Consider the following 24,713-nt stretch of genomic DNA (forward strand, 5'->3'; position numbering starts at 1 on the left):
CGGCACCCGGCGCGACGCGCTGGGGGCGGGTCAGGTGTGCTGGCGAAGGGCTGCGGCCTCGGCAGCGAGGACCTCGATGCGACCCCAATCCCCCTGCGCCACAGCGTCCTTTGGCGTCAGCCAGGAACCGCCGACGCAGCCGACGTTGGGCAGCGCGAGCCAGGCTGCGGCCGTCTCTGGCGTGACGCCACCCGTCGGGCAGAACCTCAGCTGTGGACACGGTCCGCTCACGGCCGACAGATAGGGTCGCCCGCCGCTCGCCTCTGCTGGGAAGAACTTCATCGCCGTGAGCCCGGCCTCGGCCAGCGTGAGCATCTCGGTCAGCGTGCCAGCGCCCGCGAGCAGCGGCAGGCCACTGGCCAGGGCGGCGTCGAGCAGCCGCGGCGGCGAGCCCGGCGTCACGAGGAACTGCGCCCCGGCGTCCTTGACCTGCTGCACCTGCTCCGGGGTCACCACCGTGCCTGCGCCGACGACGATGCCCTCGACCTGGGAGGCCACCGCCTCGATCGCGGCGAGTCCGGCGTCGCTGCGCAACGTGATCTCAATGACGGGTATGCCGCCGCGCACGAGGGCGCGGGCCAGCGGCACCGCCTGTTCGACCGAGTCCACGACGACGACAGGGATGACCGGGGCGAGGTCGAGGACGTCAGCCTCGCTCGTGATCACGGGTTGGGCGGTGGCCGGTGAAGCGCTGGTCATCGGGTCTCCTCGTGGCTGACGAACGGTGCGGCATCGCTCTGGTCCCAGACGTGGCCCAGATTTCCGAAGATGTGAGCGCCCTCGTCGGCCCGTCCGACCGCGGCGCGCATCGGTGCAAAGAGCTCGCGCCCCGTGCCCGACCCCACGGCGCTGACGCGTGGCGACGGGACCCGGGCCGAGAACTCCTCCTCGTCGACGAGCACGTCGAGCCGCCCGGTGAGTGAGTCCACCCGGATGAGGTCGCCGTCGTGGATCTTCGAGATCGGGCCGGCGTGCACGGACTCGGGGGTCACGTGGATGGCTGCCGGGATGGCGCCCGAAGCGCCACTCATGCGTCCATCGGTCACCAGCGCCACGGCATACCCACGTTTTTGAAGGACACCGAGCGAGGGGGTGAGGGCATGCAGCTCGGGCATTCCGTTGGCGCTGGGGCCCTGCTCGCGGATCACGACGATGACGTCCCGGTCGAGCTCGCGTCGCGAGAACGCCTGGAGGAATCCGACCTGGTCGGTGAAGACGCGCGCTGGCGCTTCGATGACCCGGTGCTCGTCCTTGACCGCGGAGACCTTGATGACGGCGTGGCCCAGCGTGCCGCCGAGGACCCGCAGTCCACCGTCGACCGTGAACGGGTTGTCGGCCTCGCGCAGGACGCTGGCATCGCCGGATTCCGTGGCGATGTCGACGAATTCGAGCTGACCGTCGACGATCTGCGGGCGCTGGGTGTAGCGGCGCAGACCGGGACCGGCGACCGTCAGCACGTCCTCATGGAGCAGGCCGTGATCGAGCAGCGTGCGCACGAGGAACGCAGTGCCGCCGGCCGCGTGGAAGTGGTTCACGTCGGCGGGACCGTTGGGATAGATCCGGGCGATCGACGGGACGGCCGACGACAGGTCGTCGAAGTCCTCCCACGTCAGGTCGATCCCGGCCGCGGCGGCCATCGAGATGAGGTGCATCGTGTGGTTCGTCGAGCCACCTGTCGCCAGGAGCGCGACGACACCGTTGACGACCGCCTTCTCGTCGACGACCTGACCGATGCCGTAGGGCGTGTCGGATGCGGCGATCTCCGCGATGCGGACGGTCGTCGCGGCGGTGAGTGCGTCACGCAGCGCGTCGTCCGGGTGGACGAACGCCGCTCCGGGCAGGTGCAGCCCCATGACGTCCATGAGCATCTGGTTGGAGTTGGCCGTGCCATAGAAGGTGCAGGTGCCCGGCGAGTGATAGGACGCGACCTCGCTCTCGAGCAGCTCGTCGCGGCCGACCTCGCCCGCTGCAAACGCCTTGCGGGTCTCTGCCTTGTCGGCGTTGGAGCGTCCGCTCGCCATCGGGCCGGCTGGGACGAGGGCGGTGGGCAGGTGACCGAAGGACAACGCGCCGGCCACGAGCCCCGGCACGATCTTGTCGCAGACACCGAGCATGAGAACGCCGTCGAAGACGTCATGCGACAGGGCGATCGCCGTCGACATGGCGATGACGTCGCGGCTGAAGAGGCTGAGCTCCATGCCCGCCCGACCCTGGGTGATGCCGTCGCACATGGCTGGCACCCCACCGGCGACGCGGGCGACGGCGCCGACCTCACGGGCGGTCTGCTTCATCGCAGCCGGGTAGTGCTCGAACGGCGCGTGGGCCGACAGCATGTCGTTGTAGGACGTGATGATGCCCAGGCTCACGCCGGTGTCGGCGGCCATCGTGGTGCGGTCGGCGCCGCCACATGAGGCGACGGCGTGGGCGAGGTTCGAGCAACCGAGGTCGGTGCGAGCCGGGCGCAGGCTCAGCTCGGACGCGGCCCGCGAAAGGCGTTGGAGGTATGCCGTGCGGCTGGCTTCGCTGCGATCGGTCACGCGAGCGGTGACCCGGGCAACGACAGGGTGGATGACGGGGGCCATGGGGCTCCTGGGTTCGGCGGTCAGGGAAGGGACCGCGCGAACGGCGACATTGGCGTGCGCACTTGTGATCCAGGTCACAAGTGTGCTGGCCTTGGCGTTCTTGGCAACGGCCGTACCGCGATACGGACAAGTAGTGGACCTCTGGAAGAGTCTGGTGCTCCGCGCGAGTGCCACGCCCACACAGACACGACCACGCAGAGAGGCCCGCATGGCTGAGCAGCAGACCATCGTCATCACCGGAGCCAGCGACGGGATCGGCGCTGCGGCGGCTGGTCAACTCCAGGCGCTTGGTCACCGGGTGGTCGTGGTCGGTCGATCCGCGGAGAAGACCGCGGCGGTCGCCCAGCCGTTGAGCGCCCCTTCGCATCTGGCCGACTTCGCCGACCTTGACCAGGTCCGCGCCCTTGCCGCTGAGCTGCTCGCCAGCTATCCGCGCATCGACGTCCTCGCCAACAACGCCGGTGGGCTCTTCGGTCAGGAGACGACGAAGGACGGGTTCGACAAGACCTTCCAGGTCAACCACCTGGCCCCCTTCCTGCTCACCCACCTCCTCATGGACCGACTCGTCGCGTCCGACGCCAGGGTGATCCAGACATCCAGCGCTGCGCACCGGTTGATGGGGCACATCGACCTCGACGACCTCGACAACGCCAAGAGCTGGAGCGCCAACAAGGCCTACGGCGACGGAAAGTTGGCCAACGTCCTGTTCACCCGCGAGCTGCATCGCCGCTTCCACGAGCAGGGGATCAACGCCGTCGCGTTCCACCCCGGTGTGATCCGCACGAACTTCGCCAATGACACACCCAGCCTCATGCGGCTCGTCTATCGCACGCCGTTGGCGCGACTTCTGACCAGCGTGGAGTCAGGCGGTGGGCGCCTCACCTGGCTGGCCGCCGGGACGCCCGGTGAGACGTGGGAGCCCGGTCGCTACTACGAGAACAACAAGGTCGCCAAGATCAACCCTCAGGTCAAGGACGCTGCTCTCGCGCAAGGCTTGTGGGAGCGCAGCGAAGCCCTCCTTGGCCTGTGAGGAGAGTGGATCCATGGAGGACGACTACACGACGCGGCTGCTGACACCAGAGACGTGGGACGACTTCGCCGTCCTCGTCGAGGCGAACAACGGTGTGTGGGGCGGCTGCTGGTGCATGGGCTTCCACCCGGAGGGGTTCGGCTCGAGCCCAAGCGTCGGCGGCAACCGGGCCGCCAAGGAGGCTCACGTGCGAGCCGGGACAGTGCACCAAGTGCTGGTGTATGCCGGCGACCAGTGCGTGGGTTGGTGCCAGTTCGGCAGTCCGGCAGAGCTCCCCAACATCAAGAACATCAAGGTCTATGAGAAAGAGGCTGTGGACCTGCCGGCCTGGCGGATCGGCTGCATCTTCACCGGGAGCAAGCACCGTGGGCGCGGTGTCGCTCGAGCTGCAGTGACGGCGGTTCTTCGCGAGATTCGGGCGGCCGGCGGTGGCGTCGTCGAGGCCTACCCGGAGCAGGTCGAGGAACGCGCGCCGCAGCGCGGGGCGTATCTCCACACCGGCCCGGAGAGCCTGTTCGAGGAGTTCGGGTTCGAGCGCGACCGCAAGATCGCCAAGTGGCGCTGGGTCATGCGCCTCGCCGTCACGCCCTGAGCGTGGGGTGAGATTCCGGTATGCCGTGCGGGCACGGCATACCGGAATGTCTCACTTGTCCTGCAGTTCCTCGGCGTCCTCGGCCTGCGTGCCCTCGCGCTTGCGAGCGTGGCGCGCAATGAAGAAGAGGATCGATCCCACGACCATGTAGGACAGGGCGATGAGCCAGGTCTGCATGCTCTGCTGCGTGAGCAGCGCGATGCTGGCTACGAGGGCCACGATCGAGACGATCCTCGGGGCCGTGAAGTGCTTGTGCTCGACCTTGTCCTTCTTGAGGACGAGGACCGAGATGTTGGCCGAGATGAACACGAGCACCAGCAGCAGGACCGTCGTGTCGGCCAGCAGGTTCACGTCGCCGACGAAGCTCATCGCCATCGTCACGGCGCCGATGACGAGGATCGAGACCCACGGCGTGCGACGGGTGGGAGCCACGCGGCCGAAGATCTCCGGCAGCAGGCCCGCCTCGGCCAGGCCATAGGTTGCGCGGCTGGCCATGACCATGAAGAGCAGGGCGCCGTTGCCGATGGCGATGAGGGCGATGGCCCCGAACAGCCACGACGGGAACGCCAGCTCGGAGGCCGTGATGACCGAGAGGAGCGGTGCGTCGGAGCCGGCCAGCTCTGGGGTCGGCACCACTCCGGCAGCGCCCAGGGCGATGAGCAGGTAGATGACGCCAGCGGTGAGCAGCGCTCCGAAGAGGGCACGTGGGTAGGCGCGGCTGGGGTCCTTGACCTCCTCGGCCATGTTGGCTGCGGCCTCGAAGCCGAGGAACGAGAAGAACGCGGTGATGGTCGCCGCGAAGGCGCCCGTTATCGGGTTGATGCCCTCGGCGAAGGTCGTCACCCGGCTGATGTCACCGTCGCCTCTCCCGAGCACGATCGCCGCGACGATGATGATGATGATGAGCCCGGTGGCCTCGATGACCGTCGCGCCCACGTTGGCCATGAGGGACTCGCGCACGCCCCGAAGGTTGATCGCGACCAGCAGCGCGATAAAGACGAGCGTCACCGGCACCTTCGGCAGGTCGATGAGTGCCCCGAGGTACTCACCGGAGAAGGCGTTCGCGAGCGCGGCCGACGTCGTGATCCCCGAGGAGAGCATGAGGAAGCCGATGAGGAAGGTGACGTAGGGCTTGTTGAACGCCCGCTCCGCGTAGCGCGCGGCGCCACCCGCGTGGGGGTACTTGGTGATCAGCTCGGCATAGGTGCCGGCGGTGAGAAGGGCCAGCACCAGCGCGAAGATCAACGGCAGCCAGATGGCGCCCCCGACATCCTTGGCCATGCCGCCGACCAACGTGTAGATGCCGGCACCGAGGGTGTCACCGACGATGAAGAAGAAGAGCAGCATCGGTGTGATGCCGCGCTTGAGCTTGGTGTCCGTCTCGCCTGTGTCCGACAGTGTTTGGGCCATAGGGAAGGGTGGCACGACTCGCGCTCTGACGCGACCTCAACGCGCGGGGTTTTTTCACGCGGGATGGTGGGGCCTTCGAGTTGGAGCCGCGCTGTTGGCTGAGCCCGTGCCAGGTGGTGGGCCCGGCCCATCCAATGCGCTGTCCGGGGTCTGGGAGACTGTTGCCCCGGCGTACCGGTGAGGCGAAAGGAGCAGGCCCGTTGAGCACTCTCGGGCAACTCCTTGTGGTTGATCGCGGACAAGCTCCGCGGGGCCACAAGCCGCACCACTACGGCGTCGGTGTCGAGGTCGTCGTCGCCATGGTCATGGCGGCCCGCCTCGTCGCTCACTTCATCCCTTACGGAGCACACATGAACTTCTTGCAGGAACCCCGCCCAGTGTCAGCACCCAACACCCAGCGTTCGGCGGGTGTGCGGCGATGAGTCGGAGGTCAACGCGCAGCAAGCGCACCGGCGCATTGCCTGCTCTGCCGCCACACGGCCTGCGGGTGGTCCCGCTGGGTGGACTCGGCGAGATCGGGCGCAACATGACCGTCTTCGAGCACGCGGGTCGCCTGCTCATCGTCGACTGCGGGGTGCTCTTCCCCGACGAGCACCAGCCCGGGGTCGACGTCATCATCCCGGACTTCACCTGGATCAGGGACCGCCTCGACAAGATCGACGCGATCGTGCTCACCCACGGACATGAGGACCACATCGGCGGGGTTCCCTACCTGCTGCGTGAGCGTCCCGACATCCCCCTGGTCGGCTCACGCCTCACCTTGGCCCTGATCGAGGCCAAGTTGGTTGAGCACCGGATCAAGCCTCGAACCATCGAGGTTGCCGAGGGTGACCGCCGCACCTTCGGCTCCTTCGACTGCGAGTTCATCGCCGTCAACCACTCCATCCCCGATGGACTTGCCGTCGCCATCCGCACCAAGGCCGGCATCGTGCTGCACACCGGCGACTTCAAGATGGACCAGTTCCCGCTCGACGGCCGGGTCACCGACCTGCGCGCCTTCGCGCGGCTGGGCGAGGAAGGCGTCGACCTGTTCCTGGTGGACTCCACCAACGCCGAGGTGCCCGGGTTCACCGTGTCCGAGGGTGAGCTAGCCCCCGCGATCGACACCGTGTTCCGCACGACCAAGGGCCGGGTCATCGTCTCGAGCTTCGCCAGTCACGTGCACCGCATCCAGCAGATCCTCGACACGGCCCACCGGCACAAGCGCAAGGTCGCCTTCGTCGGACGGTCCATGGTGCGCAACATGGGCATCGCCCGCGAGCTGGGCTACCTCACCATCCCCGACGGCCTCGTCGTCAAGGACATGAAGGCCCTCGACCGGCTGCGCCCGGACCAACAGACGATCATCGCGACCGGGTCCCAGGGCGAGCCCATGGCGGCACTGGCCCGCATGGCCAACCGCGACCACCCCGTGGAGATCACCCCCGGTGACACCGTCCTCATGGCCAGTTCCCTGATCCCCGGCAACGAGAACGCCATCTATCGGGTCATCAACGAGCTCACCCGTTGGGGCGCCAACGTGGTCCACAAGGGCAACGCCAAGGTGCACGTGTCCGGTCACGCCAGCGCCGGCGAACTGGCCTACTGCTACAACATCATCGAGCCGACCAACGTGCTCCCCGTCCACGGCGAGTGGCGCCACCTGCGCGCCAACGCCGACATCGCCATCCGCACGGGAATCGACGCGGACCGGGTGCTCATCGCGCAGGACGGCAGCGTCATCGACCTCATCGACGGTCGCGCAAAGATCACCGGCAACGTCCCCGCCGGCCTGATCTATGTCGACGCGATGACTGTCGGTGGCGCCACCGAGGAGACGCTCCACGTGCGGCGCACCCTCGCCGAGGAGGGCGTCGTGACCATCGTGTGCATCGTCGACCCGGACACCGGCGCCCTGACCGACGGCCCCGACTACCTCGCCCACGGCTTCCCGCCGGAGGTCATGGACTTCTCGGGGGCCACACCCCTGATCCAGAAGGCCCTCACCAAGGCGGCGACGGACGGCATCGAGGACCTGGAGCAGATCGAGGAGCTGGTCCGTCGGGCCGCTTCCACCTGGGCCCACCGAGCGCATCGCCGAAGCCCACTGATCATCCCGGTGGTTGTCGACGCCTGATTCCGAGGCCGCCCACCCGGGACGATTCAGGACGGGTCAGCACGGCTGAGGGCGGCTCAGGACGAGCGTGGGCGGTGGAACGCGAGAACCTCCGGGTGGGGTGTGGACTTCGAGTCCACACCCCACCCGGAGGTTCTCACCTGCCAGGGGTCAGATCACTGTGTCGCACGATCTCGACCAACGTGGCTGGGCATCACAGCTGGGTCAGGGCCACAGGTTGGGGTTCTTGTCCGACCCATAACCGCCATAGCGGGGGCGTCGCTCCAGGTGCAGGTGTGGGCCAGTGGTGTTCCCGGTGTTGCCCGAGTAGCCGATCAGCTGGTTGGTCGCGACCCGCTGACCATCGCTCACCACTCTCCTCGACAGGTGGCAGTAGCCCCAGTCCGAGCCGTCCACGTTGTCGTTGATCAGAATCATGGTGCCGTAGGCGGAACCCCAGCTCGCCCGACCGGTGCGGCAATCGCCACCGATGGTCGCGTAGACCGGAGTGCCGGTGGGGCATCCGATGTCGACTCCGGTGTGGTACCCGGCCGACCAGTTGCCGGGAATCCTCCACGCGGCCGTGATCGGGTGTGCGGTTGGGTTCCTCACGGGCCGCACGTATGACGCGGCCTGAGCTGCTGGCGCTGCGACGATGCCACCGATGGCAAGTCCGGCGACCGTTGCGCCCCCGCTGAGGATGATCCGTCGACTGGGCATGCTCGACGATTCCTGATGGTCTGTCATGACAGTTCTCCCGAGTCTGTGAGTGATCGGGGTTGAGGAACATGAACAACGCCCATGCCCATCAACCCGCGCTCGCTTTGTCTTGGTCACTTCATGCAGCTACCAACCTGCACGTCACAGACCGTCGCAAACCCCACTGCGAAACCACTGCGAAACCGCTGCGGGAGGATGATGAGCCCCTAGCTCTCGACGAACACCCCCACTCATGTCGTCCGAGACCACCTGCTCACGCTGGGCGCGATGGTTCTCTTCTGCGCGATCGTCCCACTTCTCAGACACTGACCTAACCAGGTGAGACCGGCGTAATCGGTTCTGGCCAAAGCGGATTGACTGCCCTCAGAGTTCCGCCGTGACCGCGTACAGGCCCGGGTCCGACGTTCCGACCGACTCCTGACGCACGCCTTCGGTCGAAACGCTATGGGACATTATGGAACGTTTGAGTTCCATATGGAACTGAAACGTGCCACCATGATCACATGGATTTGTCCCACCCGCTGAGCAGCATCGCCCCCTCCTTGGAGGCGGAGGCGCTGACTGTGCTTGCTCGGACGGCCACTCCACTCACGGGACGACGCGTTGCCGAACTGGCACGTCGCGGTAGTCACGTACGCCTGTCGAATGCTCTCGACCGCTTGGCGCAGCAAGGTCTCGTCGAGGTCGAGCCTGCTGGCCGGGCCAAGCTGTATCGCCTCAACCGCGAGCACCTGCTCGTGCCAGCGATCACTGCTGCTCTGGATGCGACCATCGAACTGCGGGCGCGCCTTGGCGAACACATAAGTGGCTGGAGAGTGCAGGCCGTCCACGCCTCCCTCTACGGGTCGATGGCAAGGGGCGAAGCTGGTCCCGAATCGGACATCGACGTCCTCGTCGTCCGATCCTCACGCCTAAGCCTCAAGGATGCGGAGACCTGGAGCGGGCAGTTGACGCACCTCGAGTCCGACGTCTGGCGTTGGTCCGGCAACACCCTGTCCTGGTTCGAAACCACCATCGCCGATCTCAAACGCAGCGCGGCCGCCAACGAACCCATCTTTGCGTCCTGGCGCGAAGACTCCATCCATCTGGCAGGAGAGCCGCTGACCCCCATGCTCCGCCGCCTCAACGTCCAGGCAGGCAGCCGATGACACCGGTGCGTTCACGACCTGGCGATCGGGGACAAGCTCGCGCGCGCCGGATCATCGCGGCCCGATACTTCGAGGTCGCCGACCTGGCCTCGAGCGAAGAGGGACCCGGCGCCAACAACGTCGTCGTCGGCATTGCGGTCCTGGCTGGGATCGCAGCATCTGACGCGATCTGCCTGTCCGCCACCGGCTCTCGCTACGCAGGCGAAGACCACGCCGAGGCGGCACGAGTGCTCGGCCGCGTGGACAAAGGGCTCGGCAACGAGCTCAGCAAGCTCGTGCGACTCAAGCCGAGCGCCCACTACGGCTCAACCTTCATCTCCGACAGCGACCGGGTGCGTGCCTTGCGAGCAGCGGCCACGCTCGTGGAAGCCGCGACGAATCGCACCCTGTCGAACTAGGCTCGCGAACGCTATGAGGACCGAACACGAGAAGCCTCGTCCACGCCGACGCCGTACAGGAGACGTGACGCTTGCCCCAGTCGTTTGGCCGCGCTCGATCTGAACGCGACCAAACGACCTGTCAGGCTGCCGGGATCAGAACGAAGCCACGGCGCTTGGACTCCTGAAGATCATCTCGTAGCTGTCGCTCAACGCGATCCGCCATATCGGGCGGTGCGACGCAACGGCATGGAGCGGATCCGCCGCTTCCATAGCCCGTGGGCTGCCCATCAGCGCACCGCAGCTCGGGAGGCACTCCGCGCCCGATTGCGACGCACAGGACATGTTCGCATTGCGAACCGACCAGCTTCACTCGACATCGATGGGGCATAGGGCCCCCTTCCCGCCACCTAGGTGAAGATCATGAGGTCGTAGACTCGCTCATGCACAACTGAGGGAGCGGCTAGGGACCTCTGTCGGGGCGGGCGCTACAACGCCCGCCCCGATCCCAGTCCCGACGCGGTTGCGCCGAGCACATTTGGCAGTGGCATGGGTGCCACCCAAGTCTCTTCGCTGATGCAGTTGTCCTGCGTTGGCACCGGTCCGACTGATTTAGATGTCGAGATGCAGCGAAGGTTGCATGCCGCTACGCGGGGCACCTTGCACGATCGAGGTCCTGACCAGACATCGTGCAATCCATCGCGCGGATCGCCGGCATGATCGGATGTTGGTCGCAGCTAGAAACGGACGACTTGGCGTGCGGGTTCTACTCGCGGGTGTATCCGTAGCCTGCTCGATACGGTCCGGTTCGATTTCGTGAGCGCGAACGACTGCCTAGCTTCCAGAGTCGAGCACCCACTCGCGCGAGGCCGACGAGGAGCACGAGGGCGCAGGGTATGAAGACCAGCAGGTTGGTTCTGAAAGGGTCGTGTCCCGCTGTGTATACCTGCGTCATCCCTGAGTCGCCGGGGGGCAGGTACGTGACTGCGAATACCGCGCCGAGGACGTGGGGTGCGTCTCCGTTGACCTCCTGTTGCGTCGCGACAACCTGCCCCGCCTCGTCGGACACATCTACAACGATGTGCGTGCCTCCGCGTAGCGGCTCAACGGCAACCACGATTGCGTTCCCGGGCAGCCCAGAGCCGTTGTGATGCTTCCAGTCTCCGGGCAGTTGGCTGCCCATCAGGACCACGATAGGAAGCAGCAGAAGAACGGCGACTACGTCCCAGATCTGGGACAGACCAGGGCGGGGCAATAGGTGCTCCTCAATCGATGACTTGACCATCCTGCTACAAGCCCAGCGCCTGCTACTCCCCAACCGTGTGACCGCGCGATCATCGGCAGATCCGTCCAGGCGGTCGCACTTGCGCTGCGGACGTTGAGTTAGCGGACGTCCGTGGAGAGGACACTGGTACTGAATCGCCACCCACCCACGGACAGGATTCTCCATGCGAAGGGTTTTCGTCGCTTGCATTTCCGAGGAGGAGCACTTCTGGACGGCGCTCTTGCAAGACGACGTAGACGGTCCCATCGCACAGATCGATGGGGACAGGGAGGAGGTCATTGCGTGGGGGAAGAAGCAGGAAGCCGAGCAGCACTGGCTCCACGGCCCTGATGGCCTACTGCCGCTCACCTGACGCAACGAGGTACGGAGCAACCCGCGCAACCCGACCCCTCCGGGTCGTGAGCAAGGTTGCGCGGGTTCACTCTTTGCTCTCGCCCATGCCATTCACCTGAAGACGGCTCGGGGCGGACAGGTTGGCCGGCGAGTCGCAAGGTCGCATCGCCACCCGTGGTGAGAGCCTGACGTCGCACGGAGGAGAGGTCCGACCCGGCGACCGGCGCGAGCAGGGAGCAACAGCGGTGTCTGCCCCCAGCGGCAATTCCGGATGACCGCAAGGCACGCCATCTGCGGCAGAAGCACCCTTCCTAGCCCCCTGCCAGCCCGCTCTGCCCTTCGTGGCGGCGCCACAGGCTCCATATCTCGTTGGCGACAGCGGTGTACCGCTCGATGGGGCCGGCAGTCTCCGCGTCGAACCACTGGACGAAGGCCCCATGCGTTAGCGACCTCACGTCATCCGGCCCCGCCGCTCTCGGCAAGGCGATGACGATGGTCTCTGCCTCGGCGTCGTACTCATCTGTGTTTGTATCGAAATTGATGCCGACCGGGTCGGCTTTGAACAGTACTGCCGAGATGGCGTCGACAAGATCGCGCATTGTGGCGGTCTGCGTGAGCCTCGACTGCTTGGCGGCGCGCACCTCGTCCTGGATGCGCTCCCACTGGACTTCCTCGGGCGGGCGCTTCTCGCGACGAAACCACTTCACCTGACAAGCCTCCCATCCCTCCGGAGCAGCGGAGGCAACAACGCGTTCGGCTTGCCATGCTCGCCTTCACCGTCGGCGGCAAAGGCGGACGTTCGAACTCCGGCTAGATGTACTGACCCGGGACGTTGGTTGAGTGATTGCGATCCACTGACCTGATCAGTGGCGTGGGAAGGGCCTCCCGCGGTGGAGTGGAACTGCCAAGTCACCACTGCCACACACAGGAGGCCCTCATGTCCCACGCTAACGCTGCCCTGACGGTTCGTCACCGCCTTAAGGTTGCCCAACTTGTCGTCGATCAGGGCGTGCCGATCAGTGAGGTCGCGGCACGATTCCAATGTTCGTGGCCGACGGTGAAGCGGTGGGCTGACAGGTATGCCGCCGGTGAGCCGATGAGCGACCGCTCGAGCCGCCCGCACGTGATGCCGGCCAAGACCTGCGTGTCGACGACGAAGCGGATCGTGTCGTTGCGGCTGCGCAAGCGCCTGGGTCCGGTCCAGCTCGCTGCACACGTGGGTGTTGCACCCTCGACAGTGCACCGGGTGCTCACCAGGTGTCACCTGAACCGGTTGGCGCACGTCGATCGCGCCACCGGTGAGCCGGTGCGCCGCTACGAGCATGAGCATCCCGGGGACATGCTGCACGTGGACGTCAAGAAGTTCGGGAACATCCCCGACGGTGGCGGGTGGCGCTTCGTGGGCCGAGCTCAGGGCATGAAGAACCGGACAGCCACCCCGGGCAAACCGAAGAGCAAGAACCACAACCCGAAGATGGGCCACGCATTCGTGCACACCGTCATCGATGACCATTCCCGAGTCGCCTACGCCGAGATCCACGACAACGAGACCGCCGCCACCGCCACCGCCGTCCTGCGCCGAGCCGTCGCCTGGTACGTCGCCCGCGGCATCACCATCCGCAGAGTCCTGTCCGACAACGGGTCCCCGTACGTGTCACACCTGTGGCGGGACGTCTGCGCAGAGCTCGGCATCAAACACTCACGCACCCGGCCCCGCCGCCCACAGACCAACGGCAAGGTCGAACGCTTCCACCGCACCATGGCCGACGGATGGGGATACGCCCGCTGCTACACCTCAGAGACCGAACGACGCCAAGCTCTGCCAGCATGGCTCCACGAGTACAACCACCACCGACCCCACACCGCCTGCGGGAACAAGCCACCCAACACCCGCTTGATCAACCTGTCAGGTCAGTACATCTAGATGGGCAGGTACGGCCGGGAACCTCCGCCGCGCCATAGCCTCGTGCCATCCGATAGATGCAGTTCCCTGCGTCGGCGCCCGAACGAGCGACGCGCGAGAACCTCTTGCGTGGAGGTAGCGGCGTAAGCGTTCAGAAGCCGGAGCTGGTGCGCCAGGGCGACAGCGGAGTCGTCGGCGTTGTATCCGAACTCGGCCCAGGCGTAACCGCCGGGGAAGGACAGCTCCACGACTTCGCCATTTGTCGCCAGCCGTGCGGGTTTCGTGCCGTCGGGCGCGCAGTCGATCGGCCACCGCACCCACCCGAACTCGTCCGGGCCCTCCTGATGCACGCGGTAGTTGTTCGCCAAGCAATGGTCGATGACCACAGCGGCTTGCCCATTCGGCCAGTCGTCGTCCGCACCTCGCACCGGCAGGATTACAGTCACGACGGCGTCGACCATCCTGCTGGCCGTCGACCTCGGGGTGGTCTCAACCTGCTGCTCCAAGAGGTACCGAACGGATCTCGCGGCGACCTGGCCCTGGCTACTAAGCACCCCGGCGATCCACGCGTCCAGGAGTGCCAACGTCACTTCGTCGTCGGTAGCCGGTGGGGTCGCGGGCGTGATTTCCCTTTGCAGCTGCGCCAACGCTTCCTGCTGCCGTGGGCTCAAGCGCAGTGTCCACGGCGTCATTCCCACAGTCTCGCACCCGGACTGACGACGCACCTGATGCGGCAGATGAGTGCGTATTCAGGTCACCGATCCCGTACCGGCGTGGGTGTGGTCTCCCGTGCTGCCATGATCACCACTTCGGGGTCGTCAATCAACTGCATAACGCTGGCAAGGTGGTCGCACCACTCGGCTGGGTCGGCGGTGTCGTCGACATTGACCGCGGCGCGCACCTGGCCTCTAATATTCGCCGGCAGGTGCGCCGTCACTTCATGCAGAATGCGGGTTTGCTCCTGCTCGCGTATCGAGGTCATCGTCGGGCCACCGTTGAATTTTCGCGCAGCCGGGTCAATTCGTTGTCGGGCTCGACCACGGCAACCGGCTGGGAAGCGGCCGCAGTGAGTCGTTCCAGCGCCGACTCCCGCCAAGAGGCCCGGGTCGAGTTGTCGAGTGGAATCCGCAAACGCTGAACGGCATGGACCGCATCCCGCCCTAGTGCAAGCGAGATCCCCCCTGGATCTTCGTGGCTGTTCACGTACCGGGCGGCGTCGATCCCGGCAGGGCAGACGTCACGCAGTGCAACGTCGCCGACGAAGTCGACGACCTCGCCACTGCAACCGGCGCGCACGGCAAGGTCCGGCCGCAGGCGCACCCGGTATAGGTAAAACGTCTGACCCCAGTCGCCCTGACTCTCGATCCTGCGCAGCATGTTCTGCACTGCAGCCTCGTAGGTGCCGACGTGAAGAGCCTTTTCGTTCTGTCGCCCGACCCAGCGGGCCACAGCTTCGTCACCGCCCATCCGCTGACGAGTAGGTTCGTCAAGGCGCGCCGCCGGGTCGACGTCCGCAGACGGCCAGTCGGCATAAGTCGACGTGTGCCACCAGGACAGGCTCAGGACCAGGCTGTCGTTCAAGGCTGGGTCGGCAGGGTCCGCCTCGACCCGGGCCGCGTCCTCTGAAGTGCAGTCCACTCCGCAGCCAGGACACAACTCTTCCCGATGGCTCCACCGTTCAAACCAGTCATCGTCAAAGCCCTGCTCGTGGCCACAAGCAGCGCACCGCGTCAGACGCCAGCGGTAGAAATCAGGTAGCCGGTCCACCAGATCCATGAAGCATTGTTCACACACCTGTCCATGAGCGGGGGGCGACGCATCTCACGAGGGCGCAAGACCGCGCCCGTCGAGCGAGGTGCGGCATGACCGGACGGGCGAGGCATGCTGTCGTTGTGAAGAATCCGGTCCTTCGCCTCCTGCAGCGGCGAGAGATGGCTCGCCGAGTTCGAGCGCTCGGCGACTGCCCCGACTGCCGTCATCTCTGGTCCGAGCACGTCGGATACGGAAACGACAGGGGCGGCATGTGTGGCGAGTGCGCATACGAGTTCGAACACAACCAAAGGGAGACATCTGAGCCCGGGTGCATCCGAACTCCTCCATCACTCACCTGATGCGGTTCGGCCAAGGACGCCTAGAAGTGCGGAAGTTCTGCTCCGCCGCGGCGCTCAGCTCGGCGATAGCGCCGACGGAAGAGCCAGAGCACGACCACCGGCCACGCAACCATCGCCGGCAGCCAAAGCCACCACCGGGCTCCACAGCGACCCTGCGCCTCCCCGGCCGCAATCGCCGGCGACAACGCGGCCCAGCTTCGTGCAATCCCTCGTGCATGCGGACGCTGAATAGGATCCGACGGTGAAGGACTCAGGGCTCCATTGGCTACCCGACCACCAACTTGGGGTCGCCGCGACACTTTCGCATGCGGATCAGCTCGTCGGCCAGGTCGCCGACGTGCTCTTCGCGTATCAAACGCGGGACGGTGGCGCCTTTGAGCTCGAGGAGCAGCTCGCTTTCCCCAACACGCGGACTGTCGTGACGCATGTGACTCCGATGCCACGGAAGGTCCCGCTTCTCGTCGCCGACGCGTTGGTCGCGCTCCGTGCGGCGCTTGAGCACGCACTCTTTGCGGAGGTGGAATTCCGCGATGGAGGTTTGAGCGAGAAGGCCGCCCGCGCGGTCGAGATCCCGGCGGCGCGCACGGCCACGGATTTCGAGTCCTGGGCGAAGGGTCGCGTGAAAAACGGGCCGGCCTCGCTTCAGACCGGCAGCGAACTTCTGCAGCGGATCGAAGGGCTGCAGCCGTTCAACAGGAAGGACTCTGAGAACCACCCGCTGGCTCGCCTCGTCCTCCACACGAACCATGCGAAGCACCGGACTCCAGCAGTCACGGCGGTCCGCATCGCCGCCATGTACAACGAGGATCAGATCCCCCGCTCGGTCCGTAGCCTCCAACCACGGCCAGAAGTGCCGCTCAAGGTGGGGGACGTGATCGCGGAGACCCCGTTCGGCACCCAGGTGCCCGTCAAACTCTTTCCGACAATCGGCATCCAGCGGCCCGGCACGGATCGGTGGCCAGTGCTCATGCAGGAACTCGACGAGATCTCGGATTGGGTCCGCACTCAGGCGGTGCCCCGCCTCGTCACCGGCTCGGAGCCTCCCGCGCCCGAGCTGCCAACGCGCTACGACATTGCCTCCGGGCACACGGACGAGCGCCGCGCGATCATGGCGGGGTCGACAATCTCGGCAGCCGACCGGCACAAGCAACGGGTCGGCGCTGCGTCGGTCCGAATCGACATGGCCGACACGCTCGGTCAGATGGACGGCTCCCCGGGTGCGGAGCCAGTAGCGGCGTGGCTGAACCACCTGAGCGACGAGGAGGTGCTCGAGCGGGTGTCTCGACTGACGCCGACCCACACCCATAGTCCCGAGATCATGCGGCGCAACTTCGAGGTTCTCAAGCGCCTGTGCGACGAGGCCGTAGCTTTCGGAGCAAACGAGCCAGCAGGCTCCGGAGACTGACACCTGACGTGCGCGAGATGCGCCCACAGCGCGCAGGAACCATAACGCCATGTGTGGATGCTCCGCCCACACCAAACAATCGGTTTAGGTTACCTAGGTTGGTGCGTTTTGCAATGTTCGCTGCATCTCGACATTAGAAGCCGCCGTCGCGGGCCATGTTGCTGAACCGGCTGTAGTGACCCTGGAAGGCCAGGACGATGTCGGCGGTCGGGCCGTTTCGGTGCTTGGCCACGATCACGTCGGCCTCACCGTCACGCTCAGGGTCGGAGCGGTCGCGGTGCAACAGGATGACCATGTCGGCGTCCTGCTCGATCGAGCCTGATTCACGAAGGTCGGACATCTGGGGGCGCTTGTCCGTGCGCTGCTCGGGACCACGGTTGAGCTGTGAGATCGCGATCACGGGGACCTCGAGCTCCTTGGCCAAGAGCTTGAGCGCACGGGAAAACTCGGCGACCTCCTGCTGTCGGGACTCGACCTTCTTGCCCGAGCTCATCAGCTGCAGGTAGTCGATGATCACCATGCGGAGGTTGTGCTGCTGCTTGAGTCGGCGGCACTTGGACCGGATCTCCATGAGAGACATGTTGGGCGAATCATCAATGAAGAGAGGGGCGTCCGAGATCTTGCCCATGACGCGTGCCAGCTTGTTCCACTGCTCCTGACCCTTGAGGCCCTTGCGGAGGTCCTGGAGCTGGATGGTGGCCTCGGCGGAGAGGATGCGCATCGTGATCTCGGTGCGGCTCATCTCGAGCGAGAACACCGCGGTCGCCATGTTGTGCTTGATCGCGGCCGCGCGAGCGATGTCAATGCCCAGGGTCGACTTGCCGACGGCAGGTCGAGCCGCGATCACGATCATCTGGCCCGGGTGGAGACCGTTGGTCAGGGTGTCGAGCTCGAGGAAGCCGGTCGGCACACCGGTCAGGTCGTCGGTGCGCCCGGCCGCGGCCTCGATCTCCTCCATCGTCGCGTTGAGGAGTTCGCCGAGCTGGTGGTAGTCCTCGCCGCCGCGCTTCTCGGCGACGGAGTAGACCTCGGCCTGGGCCCGGTTGACGATCTCGTCGACGTCACCCTCGCCCTGGCCGTATCCCATCTGCACGATGCGCGTGCCGGCCTCGACGAGGCGTCGCAGCACGGCCCGCTCGTGGACGATCTCGGCGTAGTAGCCGGCGTTCGCCGCAGTCGGCACCGACTGGATGAGCTGGTGGAGGTAGGCCTGCCCACCGACTCTGGTCAGGTCGCCGCGCTTGTTGAGTTCATCCGCGACGGTGATCGCGTCAGCCGGCTCACCACGGCCATAGAGATCGAGGACCGCGTCATAGATCAGCTCGTGTGCCGGGCGATAGAAGTCCGTGGACTTGGTCACCTCGAGGCAGTCGGCGATCGCATCCTTGTTGAGGAGCATCGAGCCGAGGACGGACTGCTCGGCGCCAAGGTCCTGAGGAGGGAGCCTGTCGTCGGGTGGACCGTCGCTTGAGCCGGTGTAGCTGCTGAGCTCTGCGATCGACACCCGCCGCCCCTCTCATTTCACGCATTCGTTTGCCGTGGAACCAGCGTGTCAGCGGCCACTGACAACTGACGTTCCGTGCTCCTGTTGAACCCGGTTCGGACAGGCGCCGCGACCCCGGATCGACCCAACCTAGGACCTCTGCGGCCCCGTGACCAATCTCCAGAAACCCCCCTGAGGACAACCTGTGGATGAGCGGTGGAAAACGCCCGGGGGCGTTGTGCACAGCCGGTGGACAGCCCTGTGGACAAACCTTCAACCACCCCAACCACAGGCCTCTGACCTGCGCCTTTGCCGTCCACCGGGTGTGCGCAAAAGAAACTTTCGGGCGTGTCTCATCCACATGAGCCGGGTCACGTGATCAGCCCACCACCCAGCCGAACCCCGCTTCTGACCCTTCCTACCCTCCGGTATCACTGACCCGCAACGCTGAGGACCCGGCACAGGGCTACGCCCCCGGCTGAGGTGACGATCCGGGGCTCTCAGCCCGTGCGGCCATACCTCAGCGCCGAACGCTCCTTCGCCTTCGCCGCCTCGACCTCACGGTCCTTGGGCGGCGCCACCGTCACCAGGTGGTTCAACAGGTGCTGGGTCGCGTCGGCGACCTCACGCACCGCGGCATCGAAGGCCTCCTGGTTTGCCTGGGAAGGCTTGGTCGACCCACTCACCTTGCGCACGTACTGGAGCGCCGCGGCATACACCTCGGAGTCCGTGGCAGGCGGTTCGAAATTGTGCAGCTGACGGATGTTTCGGCACATACCTTCAGCGTATGCCGCCCGCTCGCCGACGAAAAGGGCTCACCGCTCGCGGTGGATAGGGTCAAGGCATGGCAGAAACCCCCCGGCGCGTTCTCGGACCCGGCACCGAGCCCGACCCCCGCTTCACCCTCGCCAACGAGCGGACGTTCCTGGCGTGGATCCGCACGGGACTCGCCCTCATTGCCGGCGCCGTCGCCATCGAGGGCTTCAACATCGACCTTGACGAGACCATCCGCGGCATCCTCGCCATCGTGCTCATCATCCTGGGAGCCACGGTCTCCGTCGGCGCAGGAGTGCGCTGGTTGCGCGTCGAGCAGGCGATGCGTCAGAGTCGCCCGCTGCCCTTCCCCACGCTCATCCCGTTCCTCGTCCTCGCCACAGTGGTGGCCTCCATCGTCCTGCTCCTGCTCGTCCTGAAGTGACGATGTTCGACGCAACGACACCGCGCACGGACCCCGGGCTGCAACCCGAGCGCACGTCGCTCGCGTGGCAACGCACGGCGATCTCCTTCGTAGCGGTCTCCCTGCTGTTCCTGCGCTGGACGACGCAGCACGGACCAGTCGTCGCTGTCGTCGTCGCCCTCGCGGCACTCGCCGCCACCTGGATCTTCTTCCACACCCGCACCCGCCTGCGACGGATCGGCCGCCTCTTCCCCGCACCGGGACTCGAGCCCGCCACGAGCGAAGTTCTGGCCGTCTGCTCCGCGATGGTCGCTCTGGCCGCCGCCGCGCTCTGGGTCACCCTCGCCAACTGAAGCCTCGACTTCTTGCCGTTCGCGCGCCGTCGCGGCGATGGTTGCGAGCACCAGCCACTTGTGCGGCTAGCGTCACCGTGTGAGCGACGAGACCCCCAACCAGCATCGCGAGGTGTTGCGGCTCGCCCTCCCCGCATTCCTCGCCCTCGTCGCCGAACCGCTCTTCCTGCTCACCGACTCCGCCATCGTCGGCCACCTCGGGACACCGCACCTCGCCGGACTCGGTGTCGCGAGCGCGATGCTGCTCACGGCGGCCAACATTTTCGTCTTCCTCGCCTACGGCACGACGTCAGTCGTGGCCCGCCAGCTCGGCGCCGGCAACCGCAACGGCGCGATCGCCGCGGGCATCGACGGCACCTGGCTCGCCGTCGGGCTCGGTGCCGTCACCGCGGTCCTTGTCGCCGTCTTCGCCGGCCCGATCTGTCAGCTCTTCGGCGCGTCGCCGGAGGCACTTGGTCACGCCGTCACCTATCTGCGGATCAGCGCCATCTCGATCCCCGCGATGCTCGTCGTCCTCGCGACGACCGGTGTCCTGCGCGGCCTCCAGGACACGAAGACTCCCCTCGTGGCGAGCGCGCTCGGGTTCACGAGCAACATCGCCCTCAACCTGCTCTTCGTCTACGGATTCGGTTGGGGCATCGCCGGATCCGCCATCGGCACCGTCATGGCGCAGACCGGCATGGCAGCCGCCCTGATCGCCGTTCTCATGCGCGAGGCCGGACGCAACCAGGTCACCCTGCGTGCCCACCCGGGGCGGATTCTCGGTGCCGCGCGCACCGGCGTCCCCCTCCTCATCCGCACGATGGCCCTGCGCGCCGTCCTGCTCACGACGACGTGGGTCGCGGCCGGGCTCGGTGACGTGCCGCTCGCGGCCTACCAGGTCTCGGCGACGATCTGGTCCTTCCTCGTCTTCGCCCTCGACGCCATCGCCATCGCCGCCCAGGCCATCACCGGACGCACCCTCGGCGCCGGTGACCTGGCCCGAACCCGTGCTGCCACAAGGCTGATGATCCGATGGGGCGTCATCAGCGGTGTCGCCCTGGGCATCGTCGTGCTCCTGCTCCACACGACGCTGCCGCGCCTCTTCACGAGCGACCCGGCGGTGCAGTCGGCCATCGCCGCCGCGCTGATCATCGTGGCGCTGTCCCAACCGCTCAGTGGCTACGCGTTCGTCATCGACGGCGTCCTCATCGGTGCCGGCGACGGGCGATGGCTGGCCCGAGCGATGCTCGCCAACTTCCTCGCCTACCTGCCGCTCATCCTCGGTGTCCACCTCATGGGCGACTGGCTCCTCGAGGGCGGCAGCGAGCGCGGATCCGACAACGCGGTGACCTGGCTGTGGTTGGCGTTCACGGCGTTCATGGCGATCCGCGGCGTGCTCATGTGGGCTCGCGTCCGCACCGACCACTGGATGGTCACCGGCGCCACCCGCTGACGGCCCGGCGGCCCCCTCCTCAGGAGACGCCAACGGCGGCTTCGCGCCTGGGGTCACCGGCCGCGCGCAGTTCACCGTCACTACTTCGGTATGCCGCTCCCACCCCTCCGAAGTACATCGACAGCTCGCCGTGGTCCAGTCCCCTCAACCCCGCGTCCGCCACGGCGGTGTCGATGTCCGGGCTGGCCTCGTGCTCGACGACCGGCTCACCCGACGACTCGAACCGCACGTGCATCCGCGGGGCCTGGATCGCCACGTCGAGATCCGCACCGCCGAGGCACAGCTGTGCCAGCACCTGCATGAGCGCCGTCGTGATCCGGTCGGCGCCGGGTGACCCCACGGCCAGCACCCGGCCATCGGCGGCCCGAGCCACCGTCGGCGCCATGTTGGACGCAAGCCGCGTCCCCGGCTCCAACGCGTGCAGCCCCAACCGGTTGAGCTCCGGCTCGCCGAGGGCGTTGTTGAGCAGCAGACCGGTCCCGGGGATCGTCACGCCCGACCCGTAGCCACTCGACATCGTCACCGCGCACGCCAACCCGTCGCTGTCGACCGCGGACACGTGCGCCGTGGACGCCGACGTCGGCAGCCCCGCCAACCCGTGCCGGTCCACCGCCGTGAGCAGCGCATGGCCGCCGGTGTCGAGGTCGCGCGAGCGGTCGTGCACCTTGAGCCGATAGGCCAGGACAGCCCGCTGGATCCGCAGGATGTCATCCCATGTCACTCCATCGGCGTGTCGCGGACCGGAGGGGAGGAATTGGCGAGTTCGGGACGCGCGCGCGAGCTCGGCGAGCATCACTGCGAGCAGCGGTCCACCGACCGACGGAGGCGGGTTCACTGCGACGTCCCAGTCACCGACGGTGCGCCGCACCGGTTCACGCACAACCACGTCGTATGCCGTGAGGTCGGCTTGCGTGATCAGCCCACCGTGGGCGGCCATCTCGGTCACGAGCTCCCGGCCGAGATCGCCCGTCGTCAGGAGGGAGGCGCCCTCCCGCGCCATCGACTCGAGCACTGATGCCAGATCCGGGTTGCGCGCCAGATCGCCTGCAACAAAGGGCGATCCGTCTTCGCGACGCGTCAGCAGCCGCGCCCCGGGGTCATGGCCAAAAAGTGGATCGGCGACGAACCCGAGGTAGCGCGCAGCGGCCCCACCGATGGGGTAGCCCTCACGACAGACATCGACCGCCGGAGCCACGACGGAGGACCAGGGCCGGGAGCCGAAGCGCTCCACGGCGACCTCGCACGCCAAGAGGGAGCCGGGCACCGCGACCGAACCGTGTCCGGCATACATCGTCACGCCGCCGCCATAGTCGGTGACGACTTCGCGCACTCCCCCGCCGAAGGCCGAGCGCGACAACCCGAGTCCCGGCATCGCGACGTTGCCGTCGATGACGACCGGTGAACCCGACGCAGGCCACACCGTCACATAGGCAGCACCGGCCAGGCTGACGATCCCCGGCTCACTGCTCATGGCCGTGATGGCCGCGGCGATGGCGGCGTCGACCGCGTTGCCACCGTCGGCGACGACGAGCTGACCAGCGCCAAGGGACGCGGGTCCGGTCGCCGCGATCGCCACCTGCCGGCTCGGACTCGTCATGCCCGGCATCCTCGCACCCACCCTCGCTTCCCGCCTTGCACATCCGGCGGGGGGAGGGCTGTCAGGCCGCCCGGATCAGCAACCGTAGAGATCGGACCACCGGTGGGTGATCCTGCCGCCGCCAAAGTCGGTCACCTGCGCGTCCTCGTTGGTGAGCCACAGGATCGAGTAGGACGACCCCGACGGGCACGGGCTGTACCAGAGGAGCTTGCCCTGGGGGGATTTGACGTACACGCGCGCCGTCGCTGACAGCCCTGCGAAAGAGCCCGGGACATGCGTGTTGCTCTGCCACTTGATCGTGGACCCCGATCGGTGCACGAGGTTTCCGTCCGGCTGCATCGTCAGCGTCTGGACCGGCCTCCCCTGCTGGTCGCCGTAGCGGTTGATGAGCTTGCTTCCACTGGCCAGGGTCTTGCCAGCGGGCAGTGCGGCGCTCACTGTTGCCGACTGCCAGACGAGCCCGCCCGACGAGTTGAGCAGGAGCAGGTTGCCGAACGGGCTGATGGTGGCCTTGACGACGCCGCGGTTGGCCGTGTTCGAGCGCCACAGGACGAGCCCGTTGGCCCTGCGCAGCACAAGGTCCCCGTTGCAGAACAGCGCCAGGTAGGACTTGTCCGTGTTCGACTGAAACCTGCCCGTCGTGTCGTCGCGGAACCACGTGCTGGTCGACCAGGTGTCGGGACCGTTGGGTCCGTTCATGGGCTCGGCTTCGTAGATCGCCACCATGCCGGGCGACACGACGACGCTGAACTTGCCGTTGACCAAGCGGTCGTTGGTCGTCTCGGCCGTGATCTTCGTGCACTTGGCGAGGGTGGAAGTCGCGGCAGCCGCTGCAGATGTCGGGGCGAGCGTCAGGCCCGCGGCCGAGGACGTCAGGGCGACAAGGGCCGCGGCCGCAGTCCACCGACGAATGCGCTGCATGGGGTCTCCAGGTGGTGAGCAAGAGTGAGGTCACCGAGATTGGACCACAGCGAGCGACGCGCGGACGGGGATTCGAGGGGCGATGTCACCGACGTTCTCGTGGATGGCAGGATCGTCATCAGCGAGCGCCGCAGTAAGCAGGTGGGACGCGCGTGACCTCCTCGAGAGGAGTCGCGCCAGGGCTCGCGACGCAGCAGCCGCCGCTCACGCAGCCCAGAAAGCCTGATTCATGCGCACCGCAGAGCAGATCATCGCCGAGCTCAAGATGCAGCCGATCCCCGGTGAGGGAGCGTGGTTCGTCGAGGGTCCACGCACCCAGGAGCTCTCCTCGATCCTCGTCCTGCTGACGTCGGACACTGATGGCTTCTCGGCGATGCACCAGCTCGAGGTCGAGGAGGGCTGGCAGTGGCTCGAGGGCTCACCCGCCGCACTGCTCCGACTCAAGGAGAGCCCGCGCCGCAACCACGGCACCCTCACGCTGCTCAATGCCCAGCGCCGGCAGCTGCTCGTGCGCCGCGGTGTCTGGCAGGGCGCCGCGACGATGGGCGACTGGACCCTGCTCTCGTGCTGGTGCAGCCCGGCATACCGCCCCCAGCACTTCACCCTCGGCGACCGAGACGACCTCACCGAGAAGTTCCCTGGGTATGCCGCCGAGATCGGTGCGCTGACCCGCACCTGAGCTCGTCGTCAGGTTTTGCCGTTGCGTCCAGAGCGTCGTGCGTCCGCCAAGCGTGCGGACTCACGAGTGTGACGGAC

Annotated in this window: 25 protein-coding genes; 13 read left to right on the forward strand and 12 right to left on the reverse strand. The window is 66.7% G+C overall.

What is annotated here, in order from left to right:
• Window positions 1-30 precede the first annotated feature (30 nt).
• Entirely contained in the window at window positions 31-699 is a 669-nt protein-coding gene (gene eda / locus V6K52_RS19215; RefSeq protein WP_353951714.1) for a bifunctional 4-hydroxy-2-oxoglutarate aldolase/2-dehydro-3-deoxy-phosphogluconate aldolase, read from the reverse strand.
• The gene (gene edd / locus V6K52_RS19220) at window positions 696-2,570 is read right to left on the reverse strand and encodes a phosphogluconate dehydratase (RefSeq protein ID WP_353953819.1); all 1,875 of its coding nucleotides are present in this window, start codon (window positions 2,568-2,570) and stop codon (window positions 696-698) included. The genes eda and edd overlap by 4 nt, the downstream gene beginning before the upstream one ends.
• 220 nt (window positions 2,571-2,790) lie before the next feature.
• Between edd and V6K52_RS19225 the strand changes: the two genes are divergently transcribed.
• Window positions 2,791-3,612: an SDR family NAD(P)-dependent oxidoreductase gene (locus tag V6K52_RS19225; protein WP_353951715.1), complete on the forward strand. Its 822-nt coding sequence runs from the start codon at window positions 2,791-2,793 to the stop codon at window positions 3,610-3,612.
• Between the two features lie 13 nt (window positions 3,613-3,625).
• On the forward strand, window positions 3,626-4,204 hold the full coding sequence (locus V6K52_RS19230) for a GNAT family N-acetyltransferase (protein WP_353951716.1): 579 nt from the start codon (window positions 3,626-3,628) through the stop codon (window positions 4,202-4,204).
• Between the two features lie 51 nt (window positions 4,205-4,255).
• Here V6K52_RS19230 and V6K52_RS19235 read toward each other — a convergent pair whose 3' ends face one another.
• A complete protein-coding gene (locus V6K52_RS19235) occupies window positions 4,256-5,614 on the reverse strand; it encodes an APC family permease (protein WP_353951717.1) in 1,359 nt (452 codons plus the stop codon).
• 200 nt (window positions 5,615-5,814) lie between these two features.
• Between V6K52_RS19235 and V6K52_RS19240 the strand changes: the two genes are divergently transcribed.
• The gene (locus V6K52_RS19240; protein WP_353951718.1) at window positions 5,815-6,036 is read left to right on the forward strand and encodes a hypothetical protein; all 222 of its coding nucleotides are present in this window, start codon (window positions 5,815-5,817) and stop codon (window positions 6,034-6,036) included.
• Window positions 6,033-7,730, forward strand: a complete 1,698-nt coding sequence (locus V6K52_RS19245) for a ribonuclease J (RefSeq protein WP_353951719.1) — start codon at window positions 6,033-6,035, stop codon at window positions 7,728-7,730. Before V6K52_RS19240 ends, V6K52_RS19245 begins: the two co-directional genes overlap by 4 nt.
• 204 nt (window positions 7,731-7,934) lie before the next feature.
• Here the strand turns inward: V6K52_RS19245 and V6K52_RS19250 are convergent, their stop codons facing one another.
• On the reverse strand, window positions 7,935-8,429 hold the full coding sequence (locus tag V6K52_RS19250; RefSeq protein WP_353951720.1) for a M23 family metallopeptidase: 495 nt from the start codon (window positions 8,427-8,429) through the stop codon (window positions 7,935-7,937).
• Between the two features lie 503 nt (window positions 8,430-8,932).
• On the opposite strand from V6K52_RS19250, the gene V6K52_RS19255 reads away from it, so the two are divergent.
• From V6K52_RS19255 to V6K52_RS19265, 3 genes are all read left to right on the forward strand, one after another.
• Window positions 8,933-9,577, forward strand: a complete 645-nt coding sequence (locus V6K52_RS19255; RefSeq protein ID WP_353951721.1) for a nucleotidyltransferase domain-containing protein — start codon at window positions 8,933-8,935, stop codon at window positions 9,575-9,577.
• Between the two features lie 5 nt (window positions 9,578-9,582).
• Entirely contained in the window at window positions 9,583-9,975 is a 393-nt protein-coding gene (locus V6K52_RS19260; protein WP_353951722.1) for a hypothetical protein, read from the forward strand.
• Window positions 9,976-11,402: 1,427 nt separating this feature from the next.
• Window positions 11,403-11,591 (forward strand): hypothetical protein, encoded by a 189-nt coding sequence (locus V6K52_RS19265; protein ID WP_353951723.1) that lies wholly within the window; start codon window positions 11,403-11,405, stop codon window positions 11,589-11,591.
• A gap of 292 nt (window positions 11,592-11,883) precedes the next feature.
• On the opposite strand, the gene V6K52_RS19270 is transcribed toward V6K52_RS19265, so the two are convergent.
• Window positions 11,884-12,279, reverse strand: a complete 396-nt coding sequence (locus V6K52_RS19270; RefSeq protein WP_353951724.1) for a hypothetical protein — start codon at window positions 12,277-12,279, stop codon at window positions 11,884-11,886.
• Between the two features lie 230 nt (window positions 12,280-12,509).
• Between V6K52_RS19270 and V6K52_RS19275 the strand changes: the two genes are divergently transcribed.
• A complete protein-coding gene (locus V6K52_RS19275) occupies window positions 12,510-13,496 on the forward strand; it encodes an IS481 family transposase (RefSeq protein WP_353951725.1) in 987 nt (328 codons plus the stop codon).
• Here the strand turns inward: V6K52_RS19275 and V6K52_RS19280 are convergent.
• The 3 genes from V6K52_RS19280 to V6K52_RS19290 form a co-directional block, all read right to left on the reverse strand.
• Window positions 13,493-14,167 carry a hypothetical protein gene (locus tag V6K52_RS19280; protein ID WP_353951726.1) on the reverse strand — a complete coding sequence of 225 codons (675 nt, stop codon included), beginning with the start codon at window positions 14,165-14,167 and terminating at the stop codon, window positions 13,493-13,495. The two genes, V6K52_RS19275 and V6K52_RS19280, sit on opposite strands and share 4 nt — an antisense overlap.
• 62 nt (window positions 14,168-14,229) lie before the next feature.
• The gene (locus V6K52_RS19285; RefSeq protein ID WP_353951727.1) at window positions 14,230-14,457 is read right to left on the reverse strand and encodes a hypothetical protein; all 228 of its coding nucleotides are present in this window, start codon (window positions 14,455-14,457) and stop codon (window positions 14,230-14,232) included.
• Complete coding sequence (locus tag V6K52_RS19290; protein WP_353951728.1) at window positions 14,454-15,251, reverse strand: hypothetical protein; 798 nt, start codon at window positions 15,249-15,251, stop codon at window positions 14,454-14,456. Before V6K52_RS19290 ends, V6K52_RS19285 begins: the two co-directional genes overlap by 4 nt.
• Before the next feature lie 576 nt (window positions 15,252-15,827).
• Between V6K52_RS19290 and V6K52_RS19295 the strand changes: the two genes are divergently transcribed.
• On the forward strand, window positions 15,828-16,991 hold the full coding sequence (locus V6K52_RS19295) for a hypothetical protein (RefSeq protein WP_353951729.1): 1,164 nt from the start codon (window positions 15,828-15,830) through the stop codon (window positions 16,989-16,991).
• Window positions 16,992-17,124: 133 nt separating this feature from the next.
• On the opposite strand, the gene dnaB is transcribed toward V6K52_RS19295, so the two are convergent.
• On the reverse strand, window positions 17,125-18,495 hold the full coding sequence (gene dnaB / locus V6K52_RS19300; RefSeq protein ID WP_353951730.1) for a replicative DNA helicase: 1,371 nt from the start codon (window positions 18,493-18,495) through the stop codon (window positions 17,125-17,127).
• Window positions 18,496-18,974: 479 nt separating this feature from the next.
• Window positions 18,975-19,250 (reverse strand): DUF2277 domain-containing protein, encoded by a 276-nt coding sequence (locus V6K52_RS19305; RefSeq protein WP_353951731.1) that lies wholly within the window; start codon window positions 19,248-19,250, stop codon window positions 18,975-18,977.
• A gap of 68 nt (window positions 19,251-19,318) precedes the next feature.
• Here V6K52_RS19305 and V6K52_RS19310 point away from each other — a divergent pair, with 68 nt between their 5' ends.
• The 3 genes from V6K52_RS19310 (at window position 19,319) to V6K52_RS19320 (ending at window position 21,439) form a co-directional block, all read left to right on the forward strand.
• Window positions 19,319-19,672, forward strand: coding sequence for a DUF202 domain-containing protein (locus tag V6K52_RS19310; protein ID WP_353951732.1), 354 nt, complete (start codon window positions 19,319-19,321; stop codon window positions 19,670-19,672).
• 2 nt (window positions 19,673-19,674) lie between these two features.
• On the forward strand, window positions 19,675-20,004 hold the full coding sequence (locus V6K52_RS19315; protein WP_353951733.1) for a DUF202 domain-containing protein: 330 nt from the start codon (window positions 19,675-19,677) through the stop codon (window positions 20,002-20,004).
• 79 nt (window positions 20,005-20,083) lie between these two features.
• On the forward strand, window positions 20,084-21,439 hold the full coding sequence (locus tag V6K52_RS19320; protein ID WP_353951734.1) for an MATE family efflux transporter: 1,356 nt from the start codon (window positions 20,084-20,086) through the stop codon (window positions 21,437-21,439).
• 19 nt (window positions 21,440-21,458) lie between these two features.
• Here the strand turns inward: V6K52_RS19320 and V6K52_RS19325 are convergent, their stop codons facing one another.
• Window positions 21,459-23,036, reverse strand: a complete 1,578-nt coding sequence (locus tag V6K52_RS19325) for a gamma-glutamyltransferase (protein ID WP_353951735.1) — start codon at window positions 23,034-23,036, stop codon at window positions 21,459-21,461.
• 75 nt (window positions 23,037-23,111) lie between these two features.
• On the reverse strand, window positions 23,112-23,957 hold the full coding sequence (locus tag V6K52_RS19330; protein WP_353951736.1) for a hypothetical protein: 846 nt from the start codon (window positions 23,955-23,957) through the stop codon (window positions 23,112-23,114).
• Between the two features lie 229 nt (window positions 23,958-24,186).
• On the opposite strand from V6K52_RS19330, the gene V6K52_RS19335 reads away from it, so the two are divergent.
• Entirely contained in the window at window positions 24,187-24,636 is a 450-nt protein-coding gene (locus V6K52_RS19335; protein ID WP_353951737.1) for a cupin domain-containing protein, read from the forward strand.
• Window positions 24,637-24,713 lie beyond the last annotated feature (77 nt).

The sequence above is a fragment of the Knoellia sp. S7-12 genome (assembly GCF_040518285.1).
Taxonomy (GTDB): Bacteria; Actinomycetota; Actinomycetes; order Actinomycetales; family Dermatophilaceae; genus Knoellia.

Coding starts and splice junctions, on each gene's coding strand:
- V6K52_RS19275 (WP_353951725.1), top strand. CDS start 12,510: ATGTCCCACGCTAACGCTGCCCTGACGGTTCGTCACCGCCTTAAGGTT.
- V6K52_RS19305 (WP_353951731.1), bottom strand. CDS start 19,250: ATGTGCCGAAACATCCGTCAGCTGCACAATTTCGAACCGCCTGCCACG.
- V6K52_RS19280 (WP_353951726.1), bottom strand. CDS start 14,167: ATGACGCCGTGGACACTGCGCTTGAGCCCACGGCAGCAGGAAGCGTTG.
- V6K52_RS19335 (WP_353951737.1), top strand. CDS start 24,187: ATGCGCACCGCAGAGCAGATCATCGCCGAGCTCAAGATGCAGCCGATC.
- V6K52_RS19230 (WP_353951716.1), top strand. CDS start 3,626: ATGGAGGACGACTACACGACGCGGCTGCTGACACCAGAGACGTGGGAC.
- eda (WP_353951714.1), bottom strand. CDS start 699: ATGACCAGCGCTTCACCGGCCACCGCCCAACCCGTGATCACGAGCGAG.
- V6K52_RS19330 (WP_353951736.1), bottom strand. CDS start 23,957: ATGCAGCGCATTCGTCGGTGGACTGCGGCCGCGGCCCTTGTCGCCCTG.
- V6K52_RS19310 (WP_353951732.1), top strand. CDS start 19,319: ATGGCAGAAACCCCCCGGCGCGTTCTCGGACCCGGCACCGAGCCCGAC.
- V6K52_RS19315 (WP_353951733.1), top strand. CDS start 19,675: ATGTTCGACGCAACGACACCGCGCACGGACCCCGGGCTGCAACCCGAG.
- V6K52_RS19250 (WP_353951720.1), bottom strand. CDS start 8,429: ATGCCCAGTCGACGGATCATCCTCAGCGGGGGCGCAACGGTCGCCGGA.
- V6K52_RS19225 (WP_353951715.1), top strand. CDS start 2,791: ATGGCTGAGCAGCAGACCATCGTCATCACCGGAGCCAGCGACGGGATC.
- V6K52_RS19255 (WP_353951721.1), top strand. CDS start 8,933: ATGGATTTGTCCCACCCGCTGAGCAGCATCGCCCCCTCCTTGGAGGCG.
- V6K52_RS19235 (WP_353951717.1), bottom strand. CDS start 5,614: ATGGCCCAAACACTGTCGGACACAGGCGAGACGGACACCAAGCTCAAG.
- V6K52_RS19245 (WP_353951719.1), top strand. CDS start 6,033: ATGAGTCGGAGGTCAACGCGCAGCAAGCGCACCGGCGCATTGCCTGCT.
- V6K52_RS19285 (WP_353951727.1), bottom strand. CDS start 14,457: ATGACCTCGATACGCGAGCAGGAGCAAACCCGCATTCTGCATGAAGTG.
- V6K52_RS19325 (WP_353951735.1), bottom strand. CDS start 23,036: ATGACGAGTCCGAGCCGGCAGGTGGCGATCGCGGCGACCGGACCCGCG.
- V6K52_RS19290 (WP_353951728.1), bottom strand. CDS start 15,251: ATGGATCTGGTGGACCGGCTACCTGATTTCTACCGCTGGCGTCTGACG.
- V6K52_RS19265 (WP_353951723.1), top strand. CDS start 11,403: ATGCGAAGGGTTTTCGTCGCTTGCATTTCCGAGGAGGAGCACTTCTGG.